The sequence below is a fragment of the Acaryochloris marina MBIC11017 genome, assembly GCF_000018105.1.
Classification (GTDB): domain Bacteria; phylum Cyanobacteriota; class Cyanobacteriia; order Thermosynechococcales; family Thermosynechococcaceae; genus Acaryochloris; species Acaryochloris marina.
The window spans coordinates 2886947-2905767 of the sequence record NC_009925.1; the positions used below are offsets into that span (position 1 = coordinate 2886947).

Here is an 18821-nt window from a genome sequence, read left to right on the forward strand (position 1 = left end):
TTACACCACAGTTAAATGCATAAAGGCGGCAATACAGCGCCCACTTTCGGGCACAAAACAAAGGATCCGCTGTCCGGGCTGCAATGGATGTTTTTGGACCAGCTCCTCTAGCATGATAAAGATGGAGGCCGTCCCGGTATTACCATAGCGCTCTAGGTTATTGCACCATCTCTCTTCCACGATCATGGCTCCTGTGCGGCGCAGCAGCCGCTTCATTTCCTCGCCCAAAGAGTGGGAAGAGTAGTGAGGTAAAAAATAATCAATGGCGTTGGGATCGAGATCGTACTTTTCTAGCAGCTCCAGATAGTAGCCCACCCACACGGGGAACATGGCATAGAGAATCTCAAAGTCTTGCTTGAGGGCGATGGCACCGGCTTCATAGGCAGCCTGAGGAGACTCATATAATCCCCATCCCTGGTCATCAGCCCCAGTATTGCTTTTGGCCCCTGCATACATACAGGGCGGAAATCGATCGGCAAAGGACTTAAATTGAATCCAATCAACCCGCAAAGAGACGCCATCAGGTTTAGGGCCGGGCTCTAGCACCAAGGCTCCTGCCCCATCAGACAGGGTCCACCGCAAAAATTCAATTTGCGGATCCGGTCTAGCCGCTTCGTCATAAAAAGGCCGATAAACCGAAGGGCGAAACCAACGGCTGGCAAATTCGCTGCCACTGGCGACGGCGAGCTGAGACTCACCCACTTTGACGTTGAGCCAGGCATTTTTAACCGCCATCAGGCTGCTAGCACAAACACTCTGAAACGAAAAAATGGCTAAGGGGGGAATGCCCAATTCACCATGGACTGCACTGGCAAAACCTGGCACCAGATAATCCCCTTGGGTCGTACTAGTGGCCAGTAAATCTACCTGTTCAGGCTGACAGCGAGCTTGCTTGAGGGCATCGTGGATGGCATGGGCTGCCATCGATGCGTTGGTATATCGATAGCCCCCTTCCGTATCGAGAGCATAGAAGCGATGCTTAATCCCATTTTTTCGTAGGATGGCAGATCCTAGGGTAGAGCTACGTTTGCTAATACTGCCGATATACGCCGCCATATCCTGATTAGCAACGGGCTCTCCGGGCAAAAATTTGCCGACTCCAGTGATAAAAACCGCTTGACCGGGAGACATAGGCAAAGCTAACTCAGAGGGCAGTAATGGTTGGCTGGTTTATACTCGATGCTGTCGCAGCATCTACTGCTGAATCATAGCTCGTCTCGGGTTGACTCGCGCTAAAGAGTGGACTACATTAATTTCCCGTCTTATATTGGTTTTCAGAAAGGAAATCACAACCCTCTATCCATGCCTTTACCAGACTTGAGGCAAGTCATTGGTTCGGCTCGCTACATTTGTAGCTTCACAGGCTGTTGTATTGTCAAAAGATGGTGAAACACGGGCATTCGATTAATTCCTCTGATAAACGGCCAAATCCATATTTGTTAATAGATTTACCGATTGAGACCTATAAGTTTGGCATCGAAATGGGCACACTACAGTCATCGGTGTTGATGGAGATTTGATATCCAGGCTATCGCCAACAATGGTTTGTCCTAGTCGTGTCCTAGCACACAAGTAGCAAGTTTAGCTTGCGGTCTCAGCGGTCGGGGGAGCCTGCATTAAGTTGCAGTAGGCCATCGCTTTTTTCAGCAATAGAGTCACGTCCTCTTTCGAGATGTAAGTTTTACAGTGGTGTTTTTTCAAAGATTATTTCGTCAACCTCAGCCGCCTAACCATGCCACACCTTCTGAAAGCCTAGAAGCGCGTTTAGCTGAGTATGATCAGGCGATCGCCCATGGAACAGATAATAACGATGTTTGGTTTGGGCGAGGGTGCGTCCAAGTTGAACTGAAGCGGTATCAAGAAGCCATTCGTAGCTTCGATAAGGCTTTGGCCCATCGTCCTAACCATTTAGATAGTTGGCACAATCGGTCTTTAGCCTTTTGTCAATTGGGTCTCTATGAAGAAGCGGTGAGTAGCTATGAACAAGCGCTTCATTTTAGTAGCGTCCCCTCTCAAGATTGGTATTTCTACGGCACCTTACTCGCTCAGCTCGATCGCTATGAAGAAGCCATTGATAGTTACGAGGAAGCGCTAAAGAAGGATCCTGAACGGGCTTTGATTTGGTACGACCGGGGGATTGCCTTGTCTTGGTTAGGGCAGTTCGAAGATGCGATCGCAAGTTACGATCAAGCCCTCAATCTAGATGCCACCCTTCACCAAGCCTGGTTCCGACGCGGCTTAGCCTTTAATCAATGTCACAACTATACCCAAGCTCTAAAATCCTTTGATAAGGCCCTATCAATAGACACCAAAGGTTCTGAAGTATGGGCTGCCAAGGGATTAGCACTCCTCCAACTTCAGCAATATAAAGACGCCATTACCGCCCATGATCAAGCGATCAAACTCAATGCCAAGGATGATCAAGTTTGGTACAACCAAGCCTGCTGCCATGCCCATTGTCAACAGTTAGATCAAGCCATATCCAGTCTTGAACAAGCCATACACCTCAATCCAGACGCCATCCGTGAATTGGCGAGTACGGATCCCGACTTACAGGTTTTGCATCAACACCCCACTTTTCAAAAGCTGATTTCGATGTAAGTCTCAGTTCTCAGGATTCTTATAAAACGTTCATGGACGATTCAGTCAATCCGATGACTTTACCCAGATAGTCATCATTCCAGCTTCAGGTACCTCTCTTACATTGGAGTCAATGAAGTTGGATAACAAACATGAAACGCACGACTCGAACTGCTTTATCGCTCTTAACCAGCCTGACGCTCCACAGCATCGGATTTACATCACCTACCCTGGCTGAAACTACCCTCACCCGTGGTCCCAATTTTGCCGCCCACCCGGTCAACATAGACAACAGCCCTGTCCCTGCGAACGCTCAAGGTTCCTCAGGAGCAACCCAGAGTCTGAATGATACAGCCCCTATTACCCAGACTGAATCAGGACGCGACACTACGACCCAGTCTTCAGAACCTCCTAAAATTATCACCCGTGGTCCCAATGGTGCAGCCCATATTTTGAATTAGTCCCATCATATTGAGGATGACCAGTTGATACACCCCACGACGCAGGGTCGATTGCTATAAGCAAACGGCCCATGTTGAAGTGCAAGTGATTTTCCCCTGGAAAGTCACTGAATCCATCTTCATTTGCCCCCTACTACTGAGAGACCTGTCTTGGTAGTAGGCTTTATTCTTCTGAATCAGTGACCCTCTCTTGAGATCTCACCAAAATCTTCCTCTCTATAGGTAGGAACACCGCTACTCACCCAGTATTTGAGGCTGCGGATTGCTTTAGGTAATTCAAAAACCAGTTCACGGCAGTGGCCCGGCGAGTTCGGCGCGGATTAAGCTCATCGACCGTGTACCCCCCAAAGCCTAATTCTGATTTCAGCAGCTGTTTGTTTTCTTTGGGAATGGAGCGGGTGAGTTTGATGGTGGCAGGACGACTGCCAATGAAGTCTGGCGGATCTGGGTAGGTTTCTGTCCAGACTTCATCCACTTGTGAAACATCCCATGCCTGCGAGGCTGGATCATAGCGATAGCCCAAGTGATACCAGAGCATCTGATTAACGATTTCATCAGGAATTTTGTCGTCCAAGATGGCCCAAAAGGTTTCTGCTATTAATTCCGGTAAATCAGATTCTGAAACAGACATAGATCATCCCGTTGGGCGCTGTTGAGTAGTGCGCTGAAGCAGCCATAATGACGCAACCACACCGGCAAACTGCCCAGCGATCGTATTGATACAGGCTTGAATCACAAATAGATCAATCGGTTCTACCAGTTGATTGGGGTTTAGGCTAAATACCGCCACCCCTTGAGAAATGGCCTTACCGATAATCGCCCCCACAAACCATTCTCCCCCAATTACGGTTACTAAAATACCGACTAGATCCGTAAGCAAGACCATTTTCAGTAATCTTAGGGTGGCGGCTTTAGAAGGGGCATTGGCACTAGACGGCGCTAAAAAACGACGTCCCCAGCGGGTATAGCGAAAACTCCAGAAAACGCTCACTCCCAAGAGCAAAATGCCTGCCACCGTAAATAACAGGCCTAAACCGCTGATCGTATTGCCCGCCTGATTCGGATTACTGGCGCGGCTGAAGAAGGCGAATAGAACCGTTACGCCCGAGATGATGCCTAACACCGCCTTGATCCAGAAACTGATCCAGCCCACAATGCGGAATGCACCACCCAAATTTTTCAAATTGGGCGACCGGGATAGAGCGTCAGACGGTCGGGTCATGCAAATTTAGTCCGGTAAGTCATATTGACTGACAATGCGCTTGGCGTACTCAGGTACATGGGCATCTACCTTATCAGGATAGTTGCGCTTCACATACAGGTAGTTCCGGGTAAAGTGGGAATCAATGGAGAACCGCGCATATTCTAAACCTCGGGGACCAATCTTGTCGATCACCACGCCCATCAGCTTCGCCGCCCACATGGGCAAGGTCACCCCTTTATCATAAGCAGGGATACTATTTTGCACTGCGGCATGGCGATCGCCTTCGGAAATCACGGGCTGGGTTTCCAGCTGATCCATCACCAGATCCAGCATTTCTTGCCCCGTTTCATTACGCACCACAAGCCACTGCCAGCCATAGGGCGACCCCATATAGCCCACCACAAGATCCGCCAGGGAATTGGTGTAGTCGAAGCAGCTCATGCAGGACGGCGCAAAAATATCCTTGAGCTTATTGGTCTTCAGGCCAAAGAACGGCACCGTTTCAATCGAGCCATCTTCATGCTTAAAGTGGATGCGGAAATCCTGCATAAATTCGTAGTGGACAACCGTATCTGGAGATCGGCTCGTGGTTTCTAAAAAAGTCTGTAACCCGGCTCGATTCACATTGTCTACACAAGGGGTTCCCAGAACATACAGCTTTTCTAGTCCTAAGCTGTCCTGAACAGACCGCAAAGCCTGGGTTTGACAGCCCACGCCAATCACACACAAACGCTTCAGGCCCGACTGTTCAATCTGCTCCAATACCGAGAGATTGGGGGAGAGGGTGGGCTTATTCACCCGAGCTGCCAACACCTCTTCTGGAGTACGAGCAATAATCGGCTTGGGTTGGAACCGATCTTCATCGGTATTTTGGATACAGACAACGCCGTCCACTTTGCCCTGCTTCAGCATTTCCATACCGATGGTGCTGACAATGCCTGTCCATTGCGCTCCCGGAATGGGATCGACCTTGCGGGCCGTCATCATTTGGTTGCTGACCCCAAAGTACCAATCATCTTCGTTATCCAAGTCACGGCTACGACCGTGGGCTTTTTCTTCTAATTCAGCTACCTGCTGATTTAAAAAGGCACAGGCTTCTTTTACATAGTGAATGTAGTAGGTATCGCACAGACCACATTCACTACAGAGTTCTTTAGCCGGTCGGCGACTCGTAGACTTGAGGGCTTTGGCTTTTTTATGGGGTTGTACCGCAGTCATAGTCAAATTAGGGTTCAGTCCTGCGAAGTAAGGGCAGGAGACCGAACTGAATGGTGATATCGCATTCCGATTGTAAACAGTTTCGGGACCGCGACCCAAGCCCCCTCCTTTTTTTCCTTCGCTGGATGCGTTTAGGAGCCGCTAATCATTATGGGCATGATCAAACGTGTACACATAAAACATGCGGCTAAATCGCTGGAGTAAATAGCCCCCCGTCGCGAAAACCACGCTACAGAGCACTAACTCCCAAAACTCAGGCGGGGGAGCCATTAAGAGTACAGAAGCATCGGGATGAGTGATGGCGTATAGGGCTTGCGATCGCGCATCCAGCATCACCCCCAATCCAAAACACACCACTGCGCTGATCCACATGACGACTTTCAGCTGCTGAATTCGATTTAAGGCCCCGCGGCAGACTTGGCAATCTTTAGTGTGGGTGTTCCAAATATCAAAGAGCTGTTCCTTATCGCGCTGAGGGGGTGGCAGTTGGGGATCACATTGCCACGGAATCCCTCCGCCTGCTCGGGTTTTGATCCACTGCCGTAGAGCAATTACCATCTTGTCTTGGGGATTAGGGGTATAGACCGTTTCTAGCCAATCTCCCGGTTCTTGATGCCCAATGCGCTTTTCCTGATAGTGGAGAAACACTAAATCTTGATGGAGAAAGAGGGGGGCCAAGACATGGCCGAGCCATTTTGGCATGGGCCAAGCAAAAAAGCCCAAACCGGGAGGGGTTTTTCCATCCTTATCTTTAATTAACACCTGGCAACCAATATGGCGACACCAGCCTGGGCGAGTGGGGCTGGCATAGAGCGCCAAAATCATCTGCCCATCCCTGGCAAAGGTGGTTTCAATCCGCATATGACAAGGGGGCTGAAAATTATGGACGGCCTTTCTGAGAATCGTATTGGCAAGAGGGGTGATATCAAAGGCAAAGCCTTCTTGAGTCGACACCTCCCGTACCGGACTCATATCGTAATAATTGGCATCTCGATAGCGATTGCCCATAATGCCATGATGCGACACCGGTACATGGGCTGGATCCGCAATATTCTCCATAAAAAAATCCCAGCCATAGGGCAGATCGCGCACATACCAGAACAGCTGAATGGCCCGATCGGGCAACTCTTCTAGCTCCGGGATAATCCGAGGAGAGCGCTCCTGGCTGAGGGTCTGGGAGTCTTCACTGGGATCGGGCCACACCCAAATGAGCCCTTGCTGCACCTGAGTCGGATAGGAAATTGCACAGGAGCGCGGGTTGGCTCGATTCTGTTTAGCCGTTTCTAAATCACGACTTTGAGGAATATCTAAGCACTGCCCCGAACCGTCAAATCGCCAGGCATGATAGGCACACATTAAGGTGCCATCGACTTCGATTCGTCCTTCCGATAGGGGTGCAAGGCGATGGGGACAGCGATCTTCAAAACAATGCCATTCTCCCTGCTGATCATGCCAAATCACCAGCTCTTTTCCCAACAATTGAATGGCATGCGGGCTTTTTGGAGCCAAGAACTCTACTACCGCCACTGGATACCATTGTTGTGTCCATTGAAATTGTTCAGGTGTGGCGAGGGACGTTTCAGCGTCTGACATGGGGGATGAGGTCTCGACCTGCTGAGAGGCGTCATGGGTTGGATCAAGGGACAAGCGGTTTTGAGTCGTCACTGTCTTAACAATTGCGCTCGCAGCTAGGGTTCATCTTCCCCAATATAATCCTCAACGTTCCACGGGTTAAGCGATTCCAGGCCACCCCGCCATCAAACCGATGCATTTTGGCACTGCCCCCTCACCGATCCGCTTAAAATCGAGGAACCGCTGACCTCGCTTCACCATCACTAACTCCAGGATGATGGAGATGAAAGGCCTCGGTTTGACAAAAGGCCAAAGAATAAGAATCATAATCCCCAGAAGCTTTGACAAGCATCCGAGGAATACTGAGCTCGATTTGTCTCCGGCTTGTTTAGACTCGCTTATTCTCTATTTCGCTGTCCACCCTCAACCTAAAGTGACTCATGACCGTCTCTGAGAACCGCCCTAACTTGCCGCCCTCATCCCGGGTTCTGACCTTGGTGGGTCTGATTCTAATCCTGACCTTCTTTCTAGATTTTCTGGTCCGCTTGACCTCGCCCCAGCTTGGCAATGCCGAAGTCCAATTGACCCTACTCAATGACTTAATCGATCGCGGCGTCATTCCCTTGATCGGTTTATCCCTGATTTATGCGGGCTTCTGGTTTCATCTATATACCAAGCCACCCCTGGTTACTGATGCTCAAGACGATAAGGAACTGCGGGCAGCCTGGCAAGATCCCAAATTCTGGACCTTTGTCTTCGCCAGTCTTCTAGGGTTGATGTTCTTACTGATTATTCCATTTCACTATGCCAAAACCGGAGATGTGATTCAGAAAGCCCTGGATCAAGTTGAAGCGGAATGGACGCGTAACAAAGCCACCATTGATCAGCAACTCAATCAGGTCAAAGTCGAAGAGCAGCAATGGCAAGCCATCGGTAAAGACCCCACCCAGCTCGATCAGCTGCTGAATAATCCCCAGATGCCGCCCCAACAGAAAGCTGCCCTCACCCAACTCAAGAAAGATCCCCAGGTACTGAAACAAAATGTAGATGCTCGGGTCAAGCAGCTTCAACAACAGCAAACCCAAGTCGCAGGCCAGTTAGCAGATGCTGAAAAGCGTAAAGCTGAAGTGGTCAAACGGGCAGAAGGAGAGCGATCCTTGACTCGTCTGCGGGCCGGAATTCGCAGTATCTTACTTGCGATCGCATTTGCCAGTATCGGCTGGACCGGACTACGGGACTCTTCCAACTAGGGCCATCAGCAGACGGCCAGCAAGGTTTAGGGGATAATGACTAGCAGTCTTTAGAACATCCTCTCCCATGACCTTGCAGGCTCCCCTTGCCCAACTAATCGAGATTCTGGCCGCACAGCCCCTTCATATCCCTGGTGCTTTAACCTCCCAGCAGGTTCAAGGCGTTAATACGGACACTCGCAGCCTGAAACCCCAGGAAATTTTTCTGGCCTTCTCGGGGGAGAACTTTGATGGTCATCGGTTTGCAGAATCGGCAGTGCAGCAGGGCGCAATCGCCGCTATTGTCGATCACCCCATCGATGCGGCTACTCCCCAGTTAGTGGTTCCAGATACCCTGGTGGCCTATCAACGCTTGGGGCAATGGTGGCGACAGCAGTTTCAAATCCCGATTATTGCCATTACAGGCTCTGTCGGCAAAACCACCACTAAAGAGCTGATTTCGGCGGTCCTCGGCACGGCTGGATCCGTCCTCAAAACCGAAGCCAACTACAACAACGAAATTGGTGTTCCCAAAACCTTGTTAGGATTAACCGCCGATCATGACTATGCAGTTGTGGAAATGGGGATGCGGGGGCCAGGAGAAATCGCAGAACTATCTCAGATTGCCCAACCCACCATTGGTGTAATCACCAATGTCGGCACTGCTCATATTGGTCGTCTAGGGTCTAGAGAAGCCATTGCCCAAGCCAAATGTGAGCTACTGGCCCAGATGCCTGCAGAGAGTCTGGCGGTTCTCAATGCCGATAATTCTTTACTGATTGAAACGGCTCAAACCGTGTGGTCGGGGGCTCAAGTCACCTATGGCCTCGACTCTGGCGATTTACAAGGTCAGCTAGCAGATCAAACACTACAGGTAGCGGATCATTCCTTTCCATTACCCCTGCCAGGGGCTCATAATGCCTTGAACTATTTAGCCGCCCTGGCCATCGCCCAGCATCTCCATTTGGATCTCGCTCCCCTACAGCAGGGTATTTCCCTAGAACTTCCCTCCGGTCGAGCTCGTAAACTCACCCTGCCCAACGATGTGGTGGTTCTAGATGAGACCTATAACGCTGGCCTGGAGTCCATGCAGGCAGCTCTCCATCTACTCGCCCAAACACCCGGTGAGCGGCGAATTGCGGTACTGGGGCCGATGAAAGAATTGGGAGAATATGCCGCCGAACTCCATCGCCAAGTGGGCCGTTTAGTCCAGACCCTAAACATCGATCAGCTTTTGATCCTCGATCAAGGACCGGAAGGAACCGCCTTAGCAGCAGGAACAACCACGGTCCCCACGGAGCAGTTTGCTGAACACCAAGCCCTGATGGACTATCTCGATCAGCATATTCAGCCGGGCGATCGTCTTCTCTGCAAAGCGTCCCACTCCGTGGGGCTAGACCGCATTGTCGACCATTTCACCCAAGTCAAGGCTTAGGCGCTTACGAGGCTAACGCCTGACGCTGGGCCTCGATTAACTGTTGAATGCCAATTTCTGCCAGGTCTAACATTTGATTGAGCTGGGGACGAGGCAAAGTGCCTTCTTCCGCCGTCCCTTGAACTTCTAGCAGCTCTAGCTGTTCCGTTGCCACGACATTCAAATCCACCGCCGCACCGACATCTTCTGGGTAGTTGAGATCTAGAAAGGGCTGACCTTCTAGCAACCCAACCGATACGGCGGCGACATGATGACGAATGGGGGATTGGGGAATTTCTCCCTTGCTCACCAGCTGATTCACCGCATCCACAAGGGCCACAAATCCACCTGTAATGGATGTCGTGCGCGTTCCTGCATCGGCTTGTAAGACATCGGCATCCACCACCAAGGTTCGTTCTCCTAGAGCCTGTAAATCGAGGGCTGCCCGCAAACTCCGACCGATTAACCGCTGAATTTCTTGAGTGCGTCCCGATAATTTCATCAGTTCTCGGCGCTGCCGTTCTGGGGTTGAGCCAGGGAGCATGCGATATTCTGCCGTTAACCACCCCTGGCCCGTATCTTCTAAAAACCGGGGGACACCGGGCTGCACAGAGACCGTACACAGAACTTTCGTCTGTCCACATTCTGCCAGTACCGATCCAGCGGCAAAGTGGGTATACTCTCGGTGAAACCGAATCGGTCGAAGCTGATCCGGTTGACGACCATCAGGACGTTGCCAAGTCATGTATGCTTATTCTCAACTACACAGGGGCTGGCATCCACCACTGACCTAAGTATTGTGGGTGAGCCAGTTTAAATCCCAACCAGCATACTCTAGATCACCCACTCGAAATCCGGGCTTTAGTAAAAGATTCTTTCAAAACTTAATACTTCCCATAAAAATGTTGACGGATCCGATAGATATGGTGTTGACTATGGGGGAAAGTTACAGGTGAACGCTACATCTGTTGTTAGCATCTAAACTATGGTAGCCCAGCTAGATACTCCTCCCCGCGCAGTTGATTCTCCATCACGCCATATTGTCGAAGGCTTGGTCAAAATCTTCACTGCACCACATCGCAGCTTTTTCACTTCGGTGATGGCGCAAGCACTTCGGGAGGCTGGGCAAGGGACGCGGGTACTCGTCGTCCAATTTTTGAAAGGGGGCATCAATATGGGCCACCACCACCCCATGCATCTCTGTCAAAATTTGGACTGGTATCGCTGCAATTTACCGCGCTGTATTGATACACCAGAGTTAGAGGCCGATGAAATGCAGGCCATGGAAGATCTTTGGCAGCATACAAAAACTGCGATCGCAGATGGGGATTACTCCCTTGTGATTTTGGATGAACTCAGTTTGGCCCTCCACCTCAATCTCATTCCCGAATCAGAAGTCTTAGGGTTGATTAAGCAACGTCCTCAGCATATTGATATGATTTTGACGGGGCCGAATATGCCCTCGTCCCTGATGGATGTCGCCGACCAAATTACTGAGATGCGACGCAGCGTTTGCCCTTAGTCCTGAAGAGGTTTCTGTGATCAAAAATGATGCCTGGATCACCAGGATGGCTAGTCAAGGCATGATTAGCCCTTTTGAACCCCAGCTCGTACGGGAAGTGGAAGGCAATCCAGGGGTCTCTCAGCGCGTGATTAGCTATGGTCTATCGTCCTATGGCTATGATTTGCGATTGAGTGCCAACGAATTTCGTGTCTTTCGCCACATCCCTGGCACCATCGTTGATCCCAAGCATTTCAACCCTGCAAATTTAGAACCCGCAGCCCTGCATACCGATGAGAATGGCAGCTATTTTATCTTGCCAGCCCACTCCTATGGTTTGGGGGTCGCCCTTGAGCGTTTAGCGGTGCCGGAAAATGTCACGGTCATCTGTATTGGCAAAAGCACCTATGCCCGTATTGGTCTCATCGCCAATTTGACTCCCGCCGAAGCTGGCTGGCGGGGCCATTTGACTCTGGAGTTTTCGAATTCATCCAGCGCTGACTGCCGGATTTATGCCAATGAAGGCATTGTCCAACTGCTCTTTTTTGAAGGCGAGCCCTGCACCGTTAGCTACGAAACCCGGCAAGGGAAATATCAAGACCAAGAAGAACAGGTCACCCTAGCCAGGTTGTGATCCCCGTCGCATTAACGCCGAATCCAGCCATTGATCGTAAAGCGACTGTCGGCAAACTGCTTCGAGGGACAAGTCACTGGTAACACTTCATGCATATAACGGCTGAGAAAAAAGACAATGCTGTTATTGCGGGGATCAACAGTTTGAAACGAATCTGCCTGGACGTAAAAGTTATTTTCGATTTTGCTGTCATACACCCGCAGCTCTCCCCCTGAGAAGGGCTTGGGTTCTTTATAGAAGTAGTAAACGTAAGTCAGCTCACGGGTCGCTGTATCAGGACTGCCGTTATCGTTATGCAATTTGTAAAAGTTGCCATCATTGTGGGACGTGAGCTGAGTTTCAATTTCCGAGGCTTGAAAAGCAGGCAGCTTCAGCTGTGTCAAAACGGCGGGCAAGACCTGCTCAATGCGTTCCATCACCCGCTGGGCCAAGCCATCTAAATTCGGCAGAATCATGGACTGACGGTAATCAGGGGTATCCGTTGTGGTTTGGGTGGGCACAAACGCAGATTCTTGTTGAATGGTGGTTTGGAGTAAGGCCTGATGTTCAGCAGCCGTCAAAAACTGCTCCATCTGCACATAGGGAGAGGGGAGCACCTCTAAAGGCGCTGGATTGAACGTCGGCTGAATATACATGGGGGGTTCAGTCACCAAACCCACTAAATGTTGACTGGAAAAGCACAGCCCCGCATGGCCTGCCTGTAACGGGATTTGAAACAATTCTGGCGGCTGAGACTTAGCCGAAACCGCTTGAAACAAACGCTGTAGCAGCGGATCTGTAGACTGCAAATAAACGGTTTGATGATGTCCGCCCTGGAGGAGCAATTCGACTTTAACGATAGAAGGTGGGGTCATAGCTGAATGTATTTCAAATCATGGCAGCCCACATCAGCGGTCTGGTCTTCCACATCTTAGACCGGTTTCTGGTGGAGGGCAGCTTGGCAAAATTGCACAGCAGCTTCTATATCGCTCGTTTGGTGCGGATAGGGCAATATAGGTCGCTTGATGATGATCAAGGTAACGCCCAAGGCCTGAGCCACACGACGCTTAATATCCTCTCCCCCAGGCTGGCCAGACGCTTTCGTAACAACAACAGAGATTTGCCACTGCTGCCAAAGGGCTTTTTCCAGATCGAAGGAAATGGGAGGGCGCAAAGCAATAATGCGATCGCAACTAAATCCTGCGTCATCTGCCGCCTGAAACGCTTGGGCACGCGGCAATATTCTCGCAAATAATGTGCTGGTGGATTGGTATTCTTGAAAGAGCGATAGCCATTTACTGCCAAGCGTCAATAAAACTCGCTGCCCCTCTAGGTATTGCCCATTCACTAGTTGCGAAATGGTATCAACCTTCACCACCCAAGGATTTTGAGTCACCCTATCATCAGCCTCAGAGAATCGCTCAAATCTTAAGTAAGGGATCCGGAGCTGAGTTGAAGCTTGCATGGCCAATTTCGAAATTTCCGTCGCATAGGGATGAGAGGCATCCAAAATCGCGCTAATTTGGTGGTCTCGGCAAAATGTTTGCCAGGTGTGATCGGTTAAAGCCCCTGTACAAATAGTTAGTCCCAACGCCTGAGGATACAGCGTCTGCGCCGAGGCAGCCAAGACCGTAATCACGCCAGGAAGACCAGCGTTATCTAAGGCAGAAGCTAACTGAACACTTTCTGTTGTCCCTCCAATAAGCCAAATTCGAGCAGGCATCTTTAAGCAATTGAGAGTAATTAGCTTTAACATTAAGTGAACACTGAGTCTATGGCTAGACTGCTAAATTAATGCCTGAAGAAAAATGCACTTTAACTAGACTTTTTTGGGCATCCTAGGGATTAAGAACCAATTCGTTCTACCTCAAGGGGGGAAACCTAGCAATAGGTTGTGAGGTTGTCGATATCAACGCAGGTACCTAACCAAAAGGCGCTGCTGTTATAAGCCTTTTAACAACTCTCAATAGACTTGAGTACGACTTGGTTGTGGAAATCAATCAGAAAAAACAGGCCCGACATTTACTCATTTTTGAGGACAAAGAAGGGTTAAGGTTGGTGCCTCTCGAGGCCTCCTCACACTCTTTGGGGCGTGATCCAACCAATTCCATAGTGCTGCATTCAAAAGCAGTTTCCCGTCAGCATGCGTTATTACTGCGGGTGACCAGCTCTGATCCCAATAACTATGGCTTCTTACTGATTGACGGCGACTTACAAGGCCAGCGCAGCACAAATGGCATTAAGGTCAATGGCGTTAAATGTCGGTCACGTCGCCTGCAAGATCAAGATCTACTCACCTTTGGCAACCACATCAAAGCTCGATACATTGCCGTTGTTCCTCAATCTGATGCAGAATTTGAGGAATATTGTCGTACTGCCGATTATGAAGCCCTCTTCACCCCTCCTGCGTCTCAATCGACAGTCGTCCCCGAACAACCTTCAGCCCTAGAAGAGGAAGGTTTGGACGAGGCCCCTCTCATTCGACTGGCCTCTTTCCCCGAAATTTCACCCAGCCCCATGCTGGAGATTAATCTCGAAGGAGAACTGACGTATCTCAATCCAGCCGCAGTCAGCGCCTTCCCAGAACTCCCTCTATTAGGGATGCAGCATCCAGCCTTAAACGGCCTCCTTAATTTCATCCACACCTCTGATACCAACATCTTAGTCCGGGAAATTACTGTTGCCGACAAGATGTATGAACAATCCATTCACTTTATTTCTGAGAGCGATCTGATTCGCTGCTGCGTCTTTGATATTACCGAGCGCAAGCTAGCTGAAGCTGAACTCCGCAAACGAGATCGCCTACTACAAAGCGTGGCTCAAGCCACTACACATCTCCTAGAAAATGTTGGATACGACGCCATTGACACGGCTTTGGCGATTTTAGGTGAAGCCGCTGGTGTGGATCGCATTTGTATTTGCAAAAATCACACGCTACCGGATACCGGCGAAAGCGGAACTAGCATGCGGTTTGAGTGGGTTCGCTCCTCCATTGAGTCCGTGCGCCACCGTCCCCATAGACAAGAGCAAAGCTATCACTCCCCCCATCTCAGACGCTGGTATCACGCCTTAACCGACGAGGTCACCATTCGCAGCCTGGTCCAGGACTTGCCCGAAATCGAACAACAGGTCTTAGCCCAAGACAGTATTCTGTCGATTTTAGTGGTTCCCATTATTGTCAATCACCGATTTTGGGGATTTATTGAACTTCATAACTGCACCCGCGAATATCACTGGTCCCTGCAAGAAGAATCCATTCTATTTGCCATGTCAGCCAGTATTAGCGCGGCACTACAGCGGCAAGACAAAGAAGAAATTATCCGCCATCAAGCCTTTCATGACGCCCTCACCGATCTGCCCAACCGTGTCCTCTTCAACGATCGGCTGAATATCGCCTTAGCATCTGCCCAGCGCAACAATGGCAGTGTTGCAGTTATGTTTATGGACTTAGACCGCTTCAAATTGATCAACGATACCTTAGGGCACTCCATCGGTGATGAGCTTCTTAAGGAAGTGGCCCTTCGTCTCCAGGATTGTTTGCGGGATGGAGACACCGTTGCCCGGTGGGGCGGCGATGAATTTACCGTTCTCCTGCCCAAAATTGAGTCTGTCAACGACGCCATTAATACGGCCTATCGAATTTTGGATGCGCTCAAAGCAGCATTTGTCATTCGTAGGCACGAATTGTTTGTCACCACCAGCATTGGCATTGCCATCTACCCCGAAGATGGCCAAGAAGCAGAAATCTTATTGCAAAATGCAGACGTTGCTTTATATCGCAGCAAAGAACAGGGTCGAGGCACGTGTCAGCTATATAACCCCACTATGAATGCCAAAGAGCAATTCATTCTGGAAAACAGCTTGCGCCATGCCCTAGATCGCGATGAATTTATTTTGCACTATCAGCCTAAGGTCAATATCTGCACCGGCGAAATTGTCGGTCTAGAAGCCCTTGTTCGTTGGGAGCATCCAGAAATGGGTTTAGTCTCACCAGCCACCTTTATTCCCATCGCAGAAGAAACCGGCTTAATTGTGGAGTTGGGAGAATGGGTGTTAAGAACCGCCTGTCAACAGGCCGTACTCTGGCACAAACTGGGACTAGCGCCTTTATCCGTTGCCATTAATCTATCCGCTCGCCAGTTCTATCAACCGAATTTAGTTGAAATTGTGGCCCAGGTCATAGAAAGTACCGGCCTCAATCCCCAACAACTCGAACTGGAAATTACAGAAACCATTGCGGTAAAAAATATGGAATTTGCAAAATCCATTCTCTGTAATTTGCAGGCCCTAGGGGTTCATATCGCCATGGATGACTTTGGCACTGGCTACTCTTCCCTCAATTATCTGAAGCAACTCCCTTTCAATACCCTCAAGATTGATCAGTCTTTTATTCAAGATTTAAAGCCCGCCTCTAAAGATGTGGAAATTATCAATGCCGTGATTGCCTTAGGCAAAGGTCTCGACCTGAAAGTGGTGGCCGAAGGTGTGGATAATGAAGAACAGCTAGAACTCCTCAGATCCCTCAATTGTGAGATTGTTCAAGGTTATTTATTTAGCCGTCCCTTGAGCGTCGATAGTACAACGGATATCCTACAAGCCAACTGGCTCCAACGGAACCAATCTCAATCTCTCTTGCGAACCCTAGTCTCTAGTCCAGAATTAAGTCAATCCACCTCTGTACAAACCTAGATTCATCTCATCCTGAGCTCACCTTCACTCTTGATTTCAAAAGCCATCATGAATGATGGACGATTAGTAAGGAAATATAGTATCCTTAGATCTTGTGACTTTTTGTGAAAAATTATGCACGCTGAGGAGATCATTCGCTCAATTGAAGCGGAGCATTTCAAAGAAACATTACCAACAATCTATGTTGGCGATACTGTCCGAGTCGGAGTCCAAATCCGAGAAGGCAATAAAGAGCGCACCCAGCCTTATGAAGGGACTGTCATTGCTAAACGTCATGGTGGAATCAATGAGACCATCACCGTTCGGCGGATTTTCCAAGGTGTCGGTGTAGAACGGGTTTTTCTGATTCACTCTCCTCGCATCACCAATATCAAGGTGGTTCGCCGAGGTAAAGTGCGCCGCGCTAAGCTGTATTACTTACGCGATCGCGTCGGCAAGGCAACTCGTGTCAAGCAACGGTTTGATAGAGAGCTGTAGAGGGAGTTTGGTGTGGTTCGCACATTATCCAACCAGCCTCAATCATCTATCAGTGCTACCGTAGCAAGGTAAACTTGAGAAAGTAGAGGTCCTTGAGACCCTAAACCTACTCAGTCCATCTAGGTAGCCCTATGCGCCTTTAGTTCAGTTGGTAGAACGCAGGTCTCCAAAACCTGATGTCGGGGGTTCGAGTCCTCCAGGGCGCGCTCAATTCAGATCAGTTTAGATGGACTGTGTCATGGGCTGAGTCAACCAGATTGATTTTCAACTCATGCCCTAGGTTTGCTTAAACGCAATTGCCTTATCTATAGCCAATTTAGTTGGCAAGCTCGATTTATAGTCGGCCGTGGGCAAGCTCGGGGCATAAATACCCAGCAGTTGGTATCCAAGGATTAGCAAAAGTGGCTAAAAGAAGAAAGAAAAAAAACAACGCAGCAAACAGTCAGCCGTCACCCGCATCCAACGTTGATGCAACGCCTGAACCCATGGCTGCCACTACTGCTAGTGCTGGGGAATCTTCAGAAAGCTCTAGTCCTACGCCAGAGCGAGCTGCGGTAGCAGCTACTAGCTCTAATGCCGCCAGCTCAACTGGTTTTTTGCAAGGAACCAAAGAAGAACTGGAAAAAGTGGTATGGCCCGATCGTCAACAGCTGATTAGTGAGTCGATTGCAGTCTTTTTGATGGTTTCACTCTCTGCCTTCATTTTTTCATTTATCGATAACTTGTTTAGGTGGGTTTCCACACTCGTATTTGGATAAGTGCCCATGACTGATGACCCCCTAAGTACCACTCCGGCTGTTAGTTCAGTCCCCGAAGGTCCCCTTGAAATTCGGCATTGGTATGCCGTTCAAGTTGCTTCTGGATGCGAGAAAAAGGTCAAGCATAACCTGGAACAACGCCTGCAAACCCTAGATGTTGCAGACCGTATTGTTCAGATTGAAATTCCACAAACCCCGACTATTAAGGTTCGGAAAGATGGTAGCCGTCTAACAGGCGAAGAAAAAGTCTTTCCCGGCTATGTACTAGTCCGCATGATTTTAGATGACGAAACCTGGCAGGTGGTCAAAAACACCCCCAACGTCATCAACTTTGTCGGTGCCGAACAGCAACGTCGGTACGGTCGTGGTCGCGGTCATGTTAAACCGATGCCCCTCAGTCCTTCAGAAGTCGAGCGGATCTTCCGCCAGGCTCAAGAGCAAGAGCCTGTGGTCAAAGTCGATATGTCTGTTGGCGATAAGATTCAAGTTCTCAATGGTCCATTCAAAGACTTTGAGGGTGAAGTAATTGAAGTTAGCCTTGAGCGTAACAAGCTCAAAGCGCTACTTTCGATTTTTGGGCGGGATACCCCCGTAGAATTGGAATTTAATCAGGTGCGAAAAGAGTAATTCATCCATGGCAAAAAAAGTAGTAGCAATTATTAAATTGGCAATCGCAGCTGGCAAAGCCAACCCTGCCCCCCCAATTGGACCCGCCTTAGGACAACATGGTGTCAATATCATGATGTTCTGTAAGGAATACAACGCCAAAACGTCTGATCAAGCTGGTCTCGTCGTACCGGTTGAAATTTCAGTTTACGAAGACCGCAGTTTTACCTTTATTCTCAAAACGCCACCCGCTTCTGTCCTTATCAAGAAGGCTGCTGGCATTGAGAAGGGATCAGGAGAACCCAATGCAGTCCAAGTAGGGCAAATTACCAAGGCCCAACTGCAAGAAATTGCCCAGACTAAAATGCCTGACCTCAATGCCAATGACATTGAAGCAGCCATGAACATTGTGGCTGGAACGGCCCGCAACATGGGCGTTGCTGTCGTTGATTAAGCCCAGTGATCAGGGTATGCTTTAATACCCGTCTTTGTTCACCTA

At 49.5% G+C, this 18821-nt stretch carries 20 protein-coding genes and 1 tRNA gene; 12 read left to right on the forward strand and 9 right to left on the reverse strand.

Annotated features, from left to right (window positions below; all coding sequences use genetic code 11):
• Positions 1 to 1131, reverse strand: a complete 1131-nt coding sequence (locus AM1_RS12885) for a beta-ketoacyl-ACP synthase III (protein ID WP_012163288.1) — start codon at positions 1129 to 1131, stop codon at positions 1 to 3.
• 558 nt (positions 1132 to 1689) lie between these two features.
• Here AM1_RS12885 and AM1_RS12890 point away from each other — a divergent pair.
• Together AM1_RS12890 and AM1_RS12895 are read left to right on the forward strand one after the other, a co-directional pair.
• Positions 1690 to 2601: a tetratricopeptide repeat protein gene (locus tag AM1_RS12890; RefSeq protein WP_148215737.1), complete on the forward strand. Its 912-nt coding sequence runs from the start codon at positions 1690 to 1692 to the stop codon at positions 2599 to 2601.
• Between the two features lie 131 nt (positions 2602 to 2732).
• Positions 2733 to 3041: a hypothetical protein gene (locus AM1_RS12895; RefSeq protein WP_012163290.1), complete on the forward strand. Its 309-nt coding sequence runs from the start codon at positions 2733 to 2735 to the stop codon at positions 3039 to 3041.
• A gap of 238 nt (positions 3042 to 3279) precedes the next feature.
• Here the strand turns inward: AM1_RS12895 and AM1_RS12900 are convergent, their stop codons facing one another.
• The 5 genes from AM1_RS12900 to AM1_RS42170 all read right to left on the reverse strand — a co-directional run bounded on the left by AM1_RS12900 (position 3280) and on the right by AM1_RS42170 (position 7362).
• Entirely contained in the window at positions 3280 to 3672 is a 393-nt protein-coding gene (locus tag AM1_RS12900; protein ID WP_012163291.1) for a DUF1823 family protein, read from the reverse strand.
• A gap of 3 nt (positions 3673 to 3675) precedes the next feature.
• On the reverse strand, positions 3676 to 4263 hold the full coding sequence (locus AM1_RS12905) for a DUF3611 family protein (protein ID WP_010475499.1): 588 nt from the start codon (positions 4261 to 4263) through the stop codon (positions 3676 to 3678).
• A 6-nt stretch (positions 4264 to 4269) separates the two neighbouring features.
• Positions 4270 to 5463: a Coenzyme F420 hydrogenase/dehydrogenase, beta subunit C-terminal domain gene (locus AM1_RS12910; RefSeq protein ID WP_010475501.1), complete on the reverse strand. Its 1194-nt coding sequence runs from the start codon at positions 5461 to 5463 to the stop codon at positions 4270 to 4272.
• A 141-nt stretch (positions 5464 to 5604) separates the two neighbouring features.
• On the reverse strand, positions 5605 to 7128 hold the full coding sequence (locus tag AM1_RS12915) for an aromatic ring-hydroxylating dioxygenase subunit alpha (RefSeq protein ID WP_012163293.1): 1524 nt from the start codon (positions 7126 to 7128) through the stop codon (positions 5605 to 5607).
• A gap of 66 nt (positions 7129 to 7194) precedes the next feature.
• Complete coding sequence (locus AM1_RS42170; protein ID WP_187152937.1) at positions 7195 to 7362, reverse strand: hypothetical protein; 168 nt, start codon at positions 7360 to 7362, stop codon at positions 7195 to 7197.
• A gap of 113 nt (positions 7363 to 7475) precedes the next feature.
• Between AM1_RS42170 and AM1_RS12920 the strand changes: the two genes are divergently transcribed.
• Both AM1_RS12920 and AM1_RS12925 read left to right on the forward strand, forming a co-directional pair.
• On the forward strand, positions 7476 to 8285 hold the full coding sequence (locus tag AM1_RS12920) for an HpsJ family protein (protein WP_012163295.1): 810 nt from the start codon (positions 7476 to 7478) through the stop codon (positions 8283 to 8285).
• Positions 8286 to 8352: 67 nt separating this feature from the next.
• Entirely contained in the window at positions 8353 to 9699 is a 1347-nt protein-coding gene (locus AM1_RS12925; RefSeq protein ID WP_012163296.1) for a UDP-N-acetylmuramoyl-tripeptide--D-alanyl-D-alanine ligase, read from the forward strand.
• 4 nt (positions 9700 to 9703) lie between these two features.
• Here the strand turns inward: AM1_RS12925 and rph are convergent, their stop codons facing one another.
• On the reverse strand, positions 9704 to 10423 hold the full coding sequence (rph, locus tag AM1_RS12930) for a ribonuclease PH (protein WP_012163297.1): 720 nt from the start codon (positions 10421 to 10423) through the stop codon (positions 9704 to 9706).
• A gap of 240 nt (positions 10424 to 10663) precedes the next feature.
• On the opposite strand from rph, the gene AM1_RS12935 reads away from it, so the two are divergent.
• Both AM1_RS12935 and dcd read left to right on the forward strand, forming a co-directional pair.
• Positions 10664 to 11200, forward strand: a complete 537-nt coding sequence (locus AM1_RS12935) for a P-loop NTPase family protein (RefSeq protein ID WP_041659803.1) — start codon at positions 10664 to 10666, stop codon at positions 11198 to 11200.
• Positions 11201 to 11216: 16 nt separating this feature from the next.
• A complete protein-coding gene (gene dcd / locus AM1_RS12940) occupies positions 11217 to 11813 on the forward strand; it encodes a dCTP deaminase (protein WP_012163300.1) in 597 nt (198 codons plus the stop codon).
• An 11-nt stretch (positions 11814 to 11824) separates the two neighbouring features.
• Here the strand turns inward: dcd and AM1_RS12945 are convergent, their stop codons facing one another.
• Both AM1_RS12945 and AM1_RS12950 read right to left on the reverse strand, forming a co-directional pair.
• Entirely contained in the window at positions 11825 to 12667 is an 843-nt protein-coding gene (locus AM1_RS12945) for a 2OG-Fe(II) oxygenase (protein WP_012163301.1), read from the reverse strand.
• A 56-nt stretch (positions 12668 to 12723) separates the two neighbouring features.
• A complete protein-coding gene (locus AM1_RS12950; protein WP_012163302.1) occupies positions 12724 to 13515 on the reverse strand; it encodes a cobalt-precorrin-6A reductase in 792 nt (263 codons plus the stop codon).
• 260 nt (positions 13516 to 13775) lie between these two features.
• Here AM1_RS12950 and AM1_RS12955 point away from each other — a divergent pair, with 260 nt between their 5' ends.
• The 6 genes from AM1_RS12955 (at position 13776) to rplK (ending at position 18776) form a co-directional block, all read left to right on the forward strand.
• Entirely contained in the window at positions 13776 to 16481 is a 2706-nt protein-coding gene (locus AM1_RS12955) for an EAL domain-containing protein (protein ID WP_010475518.1), read from the forward strand.
• Between the two features lie 114 nt (positions 16482 to 16595).
• The gene (gene rplS / locus AM1_RS12960; protein WP_010475520.1) at positions 16596 to 16958 is read left to right on the forward strand and encodes a 50S ribosomal protein L19; all 363 of its coding nucleotides are present in this window, start codon (positions 16596 to 16598) and stop codon (positions 16956 to 16958) included.
• A gap of 133 nt (positions 16959 to 17091) precedes the next feature.
• Positions 17092 to 17164: transfer RNA gene (locus tag AM1_RS12965), tRNA-Trp, on the forward strand.
• A gap of 279 nt (positions 17165 to 17443) precedes the next feature.
• Positions 17444 to 17716 carry a preprotein translocase subunit SecE gene (gene secE / locus AM1_RS43965; RefSeq protein ID WP_012163303.1) on the forward strand — a complete coding sequence of 91 codons (273 nt, stop codon included), beginning with the start codon at positions 17444 to 17446 and terminating at the stop codon, positions 17714 to 17716.
• Positions 17717 to 17722: 6 nt separating this feature from the next.
• Positions 17723 to 18343, forward strand: coding sequence for a transcription termination/antitermination protein NusG (gene nusG, locus AM1_RS12975; protein WP_010475524.1), 621 nt, complete (start codon positions 17723 to 17725; stop codon positions 18341 to 18343).
• Positions 18344 to 18350: 7 nt separating this feature from the next.
• A complete protein-coding gene (gene rplK, locus AM1_RS12980; RefSeq protein ID WP_010475526.1) occupies positions 18351 to 18776 on the forward strand; it encodes a 50S ribosomal protein L11 in 426 nt (141 codons plus the stop codon).
• Positions 18777 to 18821 lie beyond the last annotated feature (45 nt).

What these genes read in the sequence shown, in the direction of transcription:
- AM1_RS12945 (WP_012163301.1), bottom strand. Translation starts at nt 12,667, where the DNA reads ATGACCCCACCTTCTATCGTTAAAGTCGAATTGCTCCTCCAGGGCGGA.
- AM1_RS12895 (WP_012163290.1), top strand. Translation starts at nt 2,733, where the DNA reads ATGAAACGCACGACTCGAACTGCTTTATCGCTCTTAACCAGCCTGACG.
- rph (WP_012163297.1), bottom strand. Translation starts at nt 10,423, where the DNA reads ATGACTTGGCAACGTCCTGATGGTCGTCAACCGGATCAGCTTCGACCG.
- AM1_RS12900 (WP_012163291.1), bottom strand. Translation starts at nt 3,672, where the DNA reads ATGTCTGTTTCAGAATCTGATTTACCGGAATTAATAGCAGAAACCTTT.
- secE (WP_012163303.1), top strand. Translation starts at nt 17,444, where the DNA reads ATGGCTGCCACTACTGCTAGTGCTGGGGAATCTTCAGAAAGCTCTAGT.
- nusG (WP_010475524.1), top strand. Translation starts at nt 17,723, where the DNA reads ATGACTGATGACCCCCTAAGTACCACTCCGGCTGTTAGTTCAGTCCCC.
- AM1_RS12910 (WP_010475501.1), bottom strand. Translation starts at nt 5,463, where the DNA reads ATGACTGCGGTACAACCCCATAAAAAAGCCAAAGCCCTCAAGTCTACG.
- AM1_RS12935 (WP_041659803.1), top strand. Translation starts at nt 10,664, where the DNA reads ATGGTAGCCCAGCTAGATACTCCTCCCCGCGCAGTTGATTCTCCATCA.
- AM1_RS12950 (WP_012163302.1), bottom strand. Translation starts at nt 13,515, where the DNA reads ATGCCTGCTCGAATTTGGCTTATTGGAGGGACAACAGAAAGTGTTCAG.
- rplS (WP_010475520.1), top strand. Translation starts at nt 16,596, where the DNA reads ATGCACGCTGAGGAGATCATTCGCTCAATTGAAGCGGAGCATTTCAAA.
- AM1_RS12905 (WP_010475499.1), bottom strand. Translation starts at nt 4,263, where the DNA reads ATGACCCGACCGTCTGACGCTCTATCCCGGTCGCCCAATTTGAAAAAT.
- AM1_RS42170 (WP_187152937.1), bottom strand. Translation starts at nt 7,362, where the DNA reads ATGATTCTTATTCTTTGGCCTTTTGTCAAACCGAGGCCTTTCATCTCC.
- AM1_RS12885 (WP_012163288.1), bottom strand. Translation starts at nt 1,131, where the DNA reads ATGTCTCCCGGTCAAGCGGTTTTTATCACTGGAGTCGGCAAATTTTTG.
- rplK (WP_010475526.1), top strand. Translation starts at nt 18,351, where the DNA reads ATGGCAAAAAAAGTAGTAGCAATTATTAAATTGGCAATCGCAGCTGGC.
- AM1_RS12920 (WP_012163295.1), top strand. Translation starts at nt 7,476, where the DNA reads ATGACCGTCTCTGAGAACCGCCCTAACTTGCCGCCCTCATCCCGGGTT.
- AM1_RS12925 (WP_012163296.1), top strand. Translation starts at nt 8,353, where the DNA reads ATGACCTTGCAGGCTCCCCTTGCCCAACTAATCGAGATTCTGGCCGCA.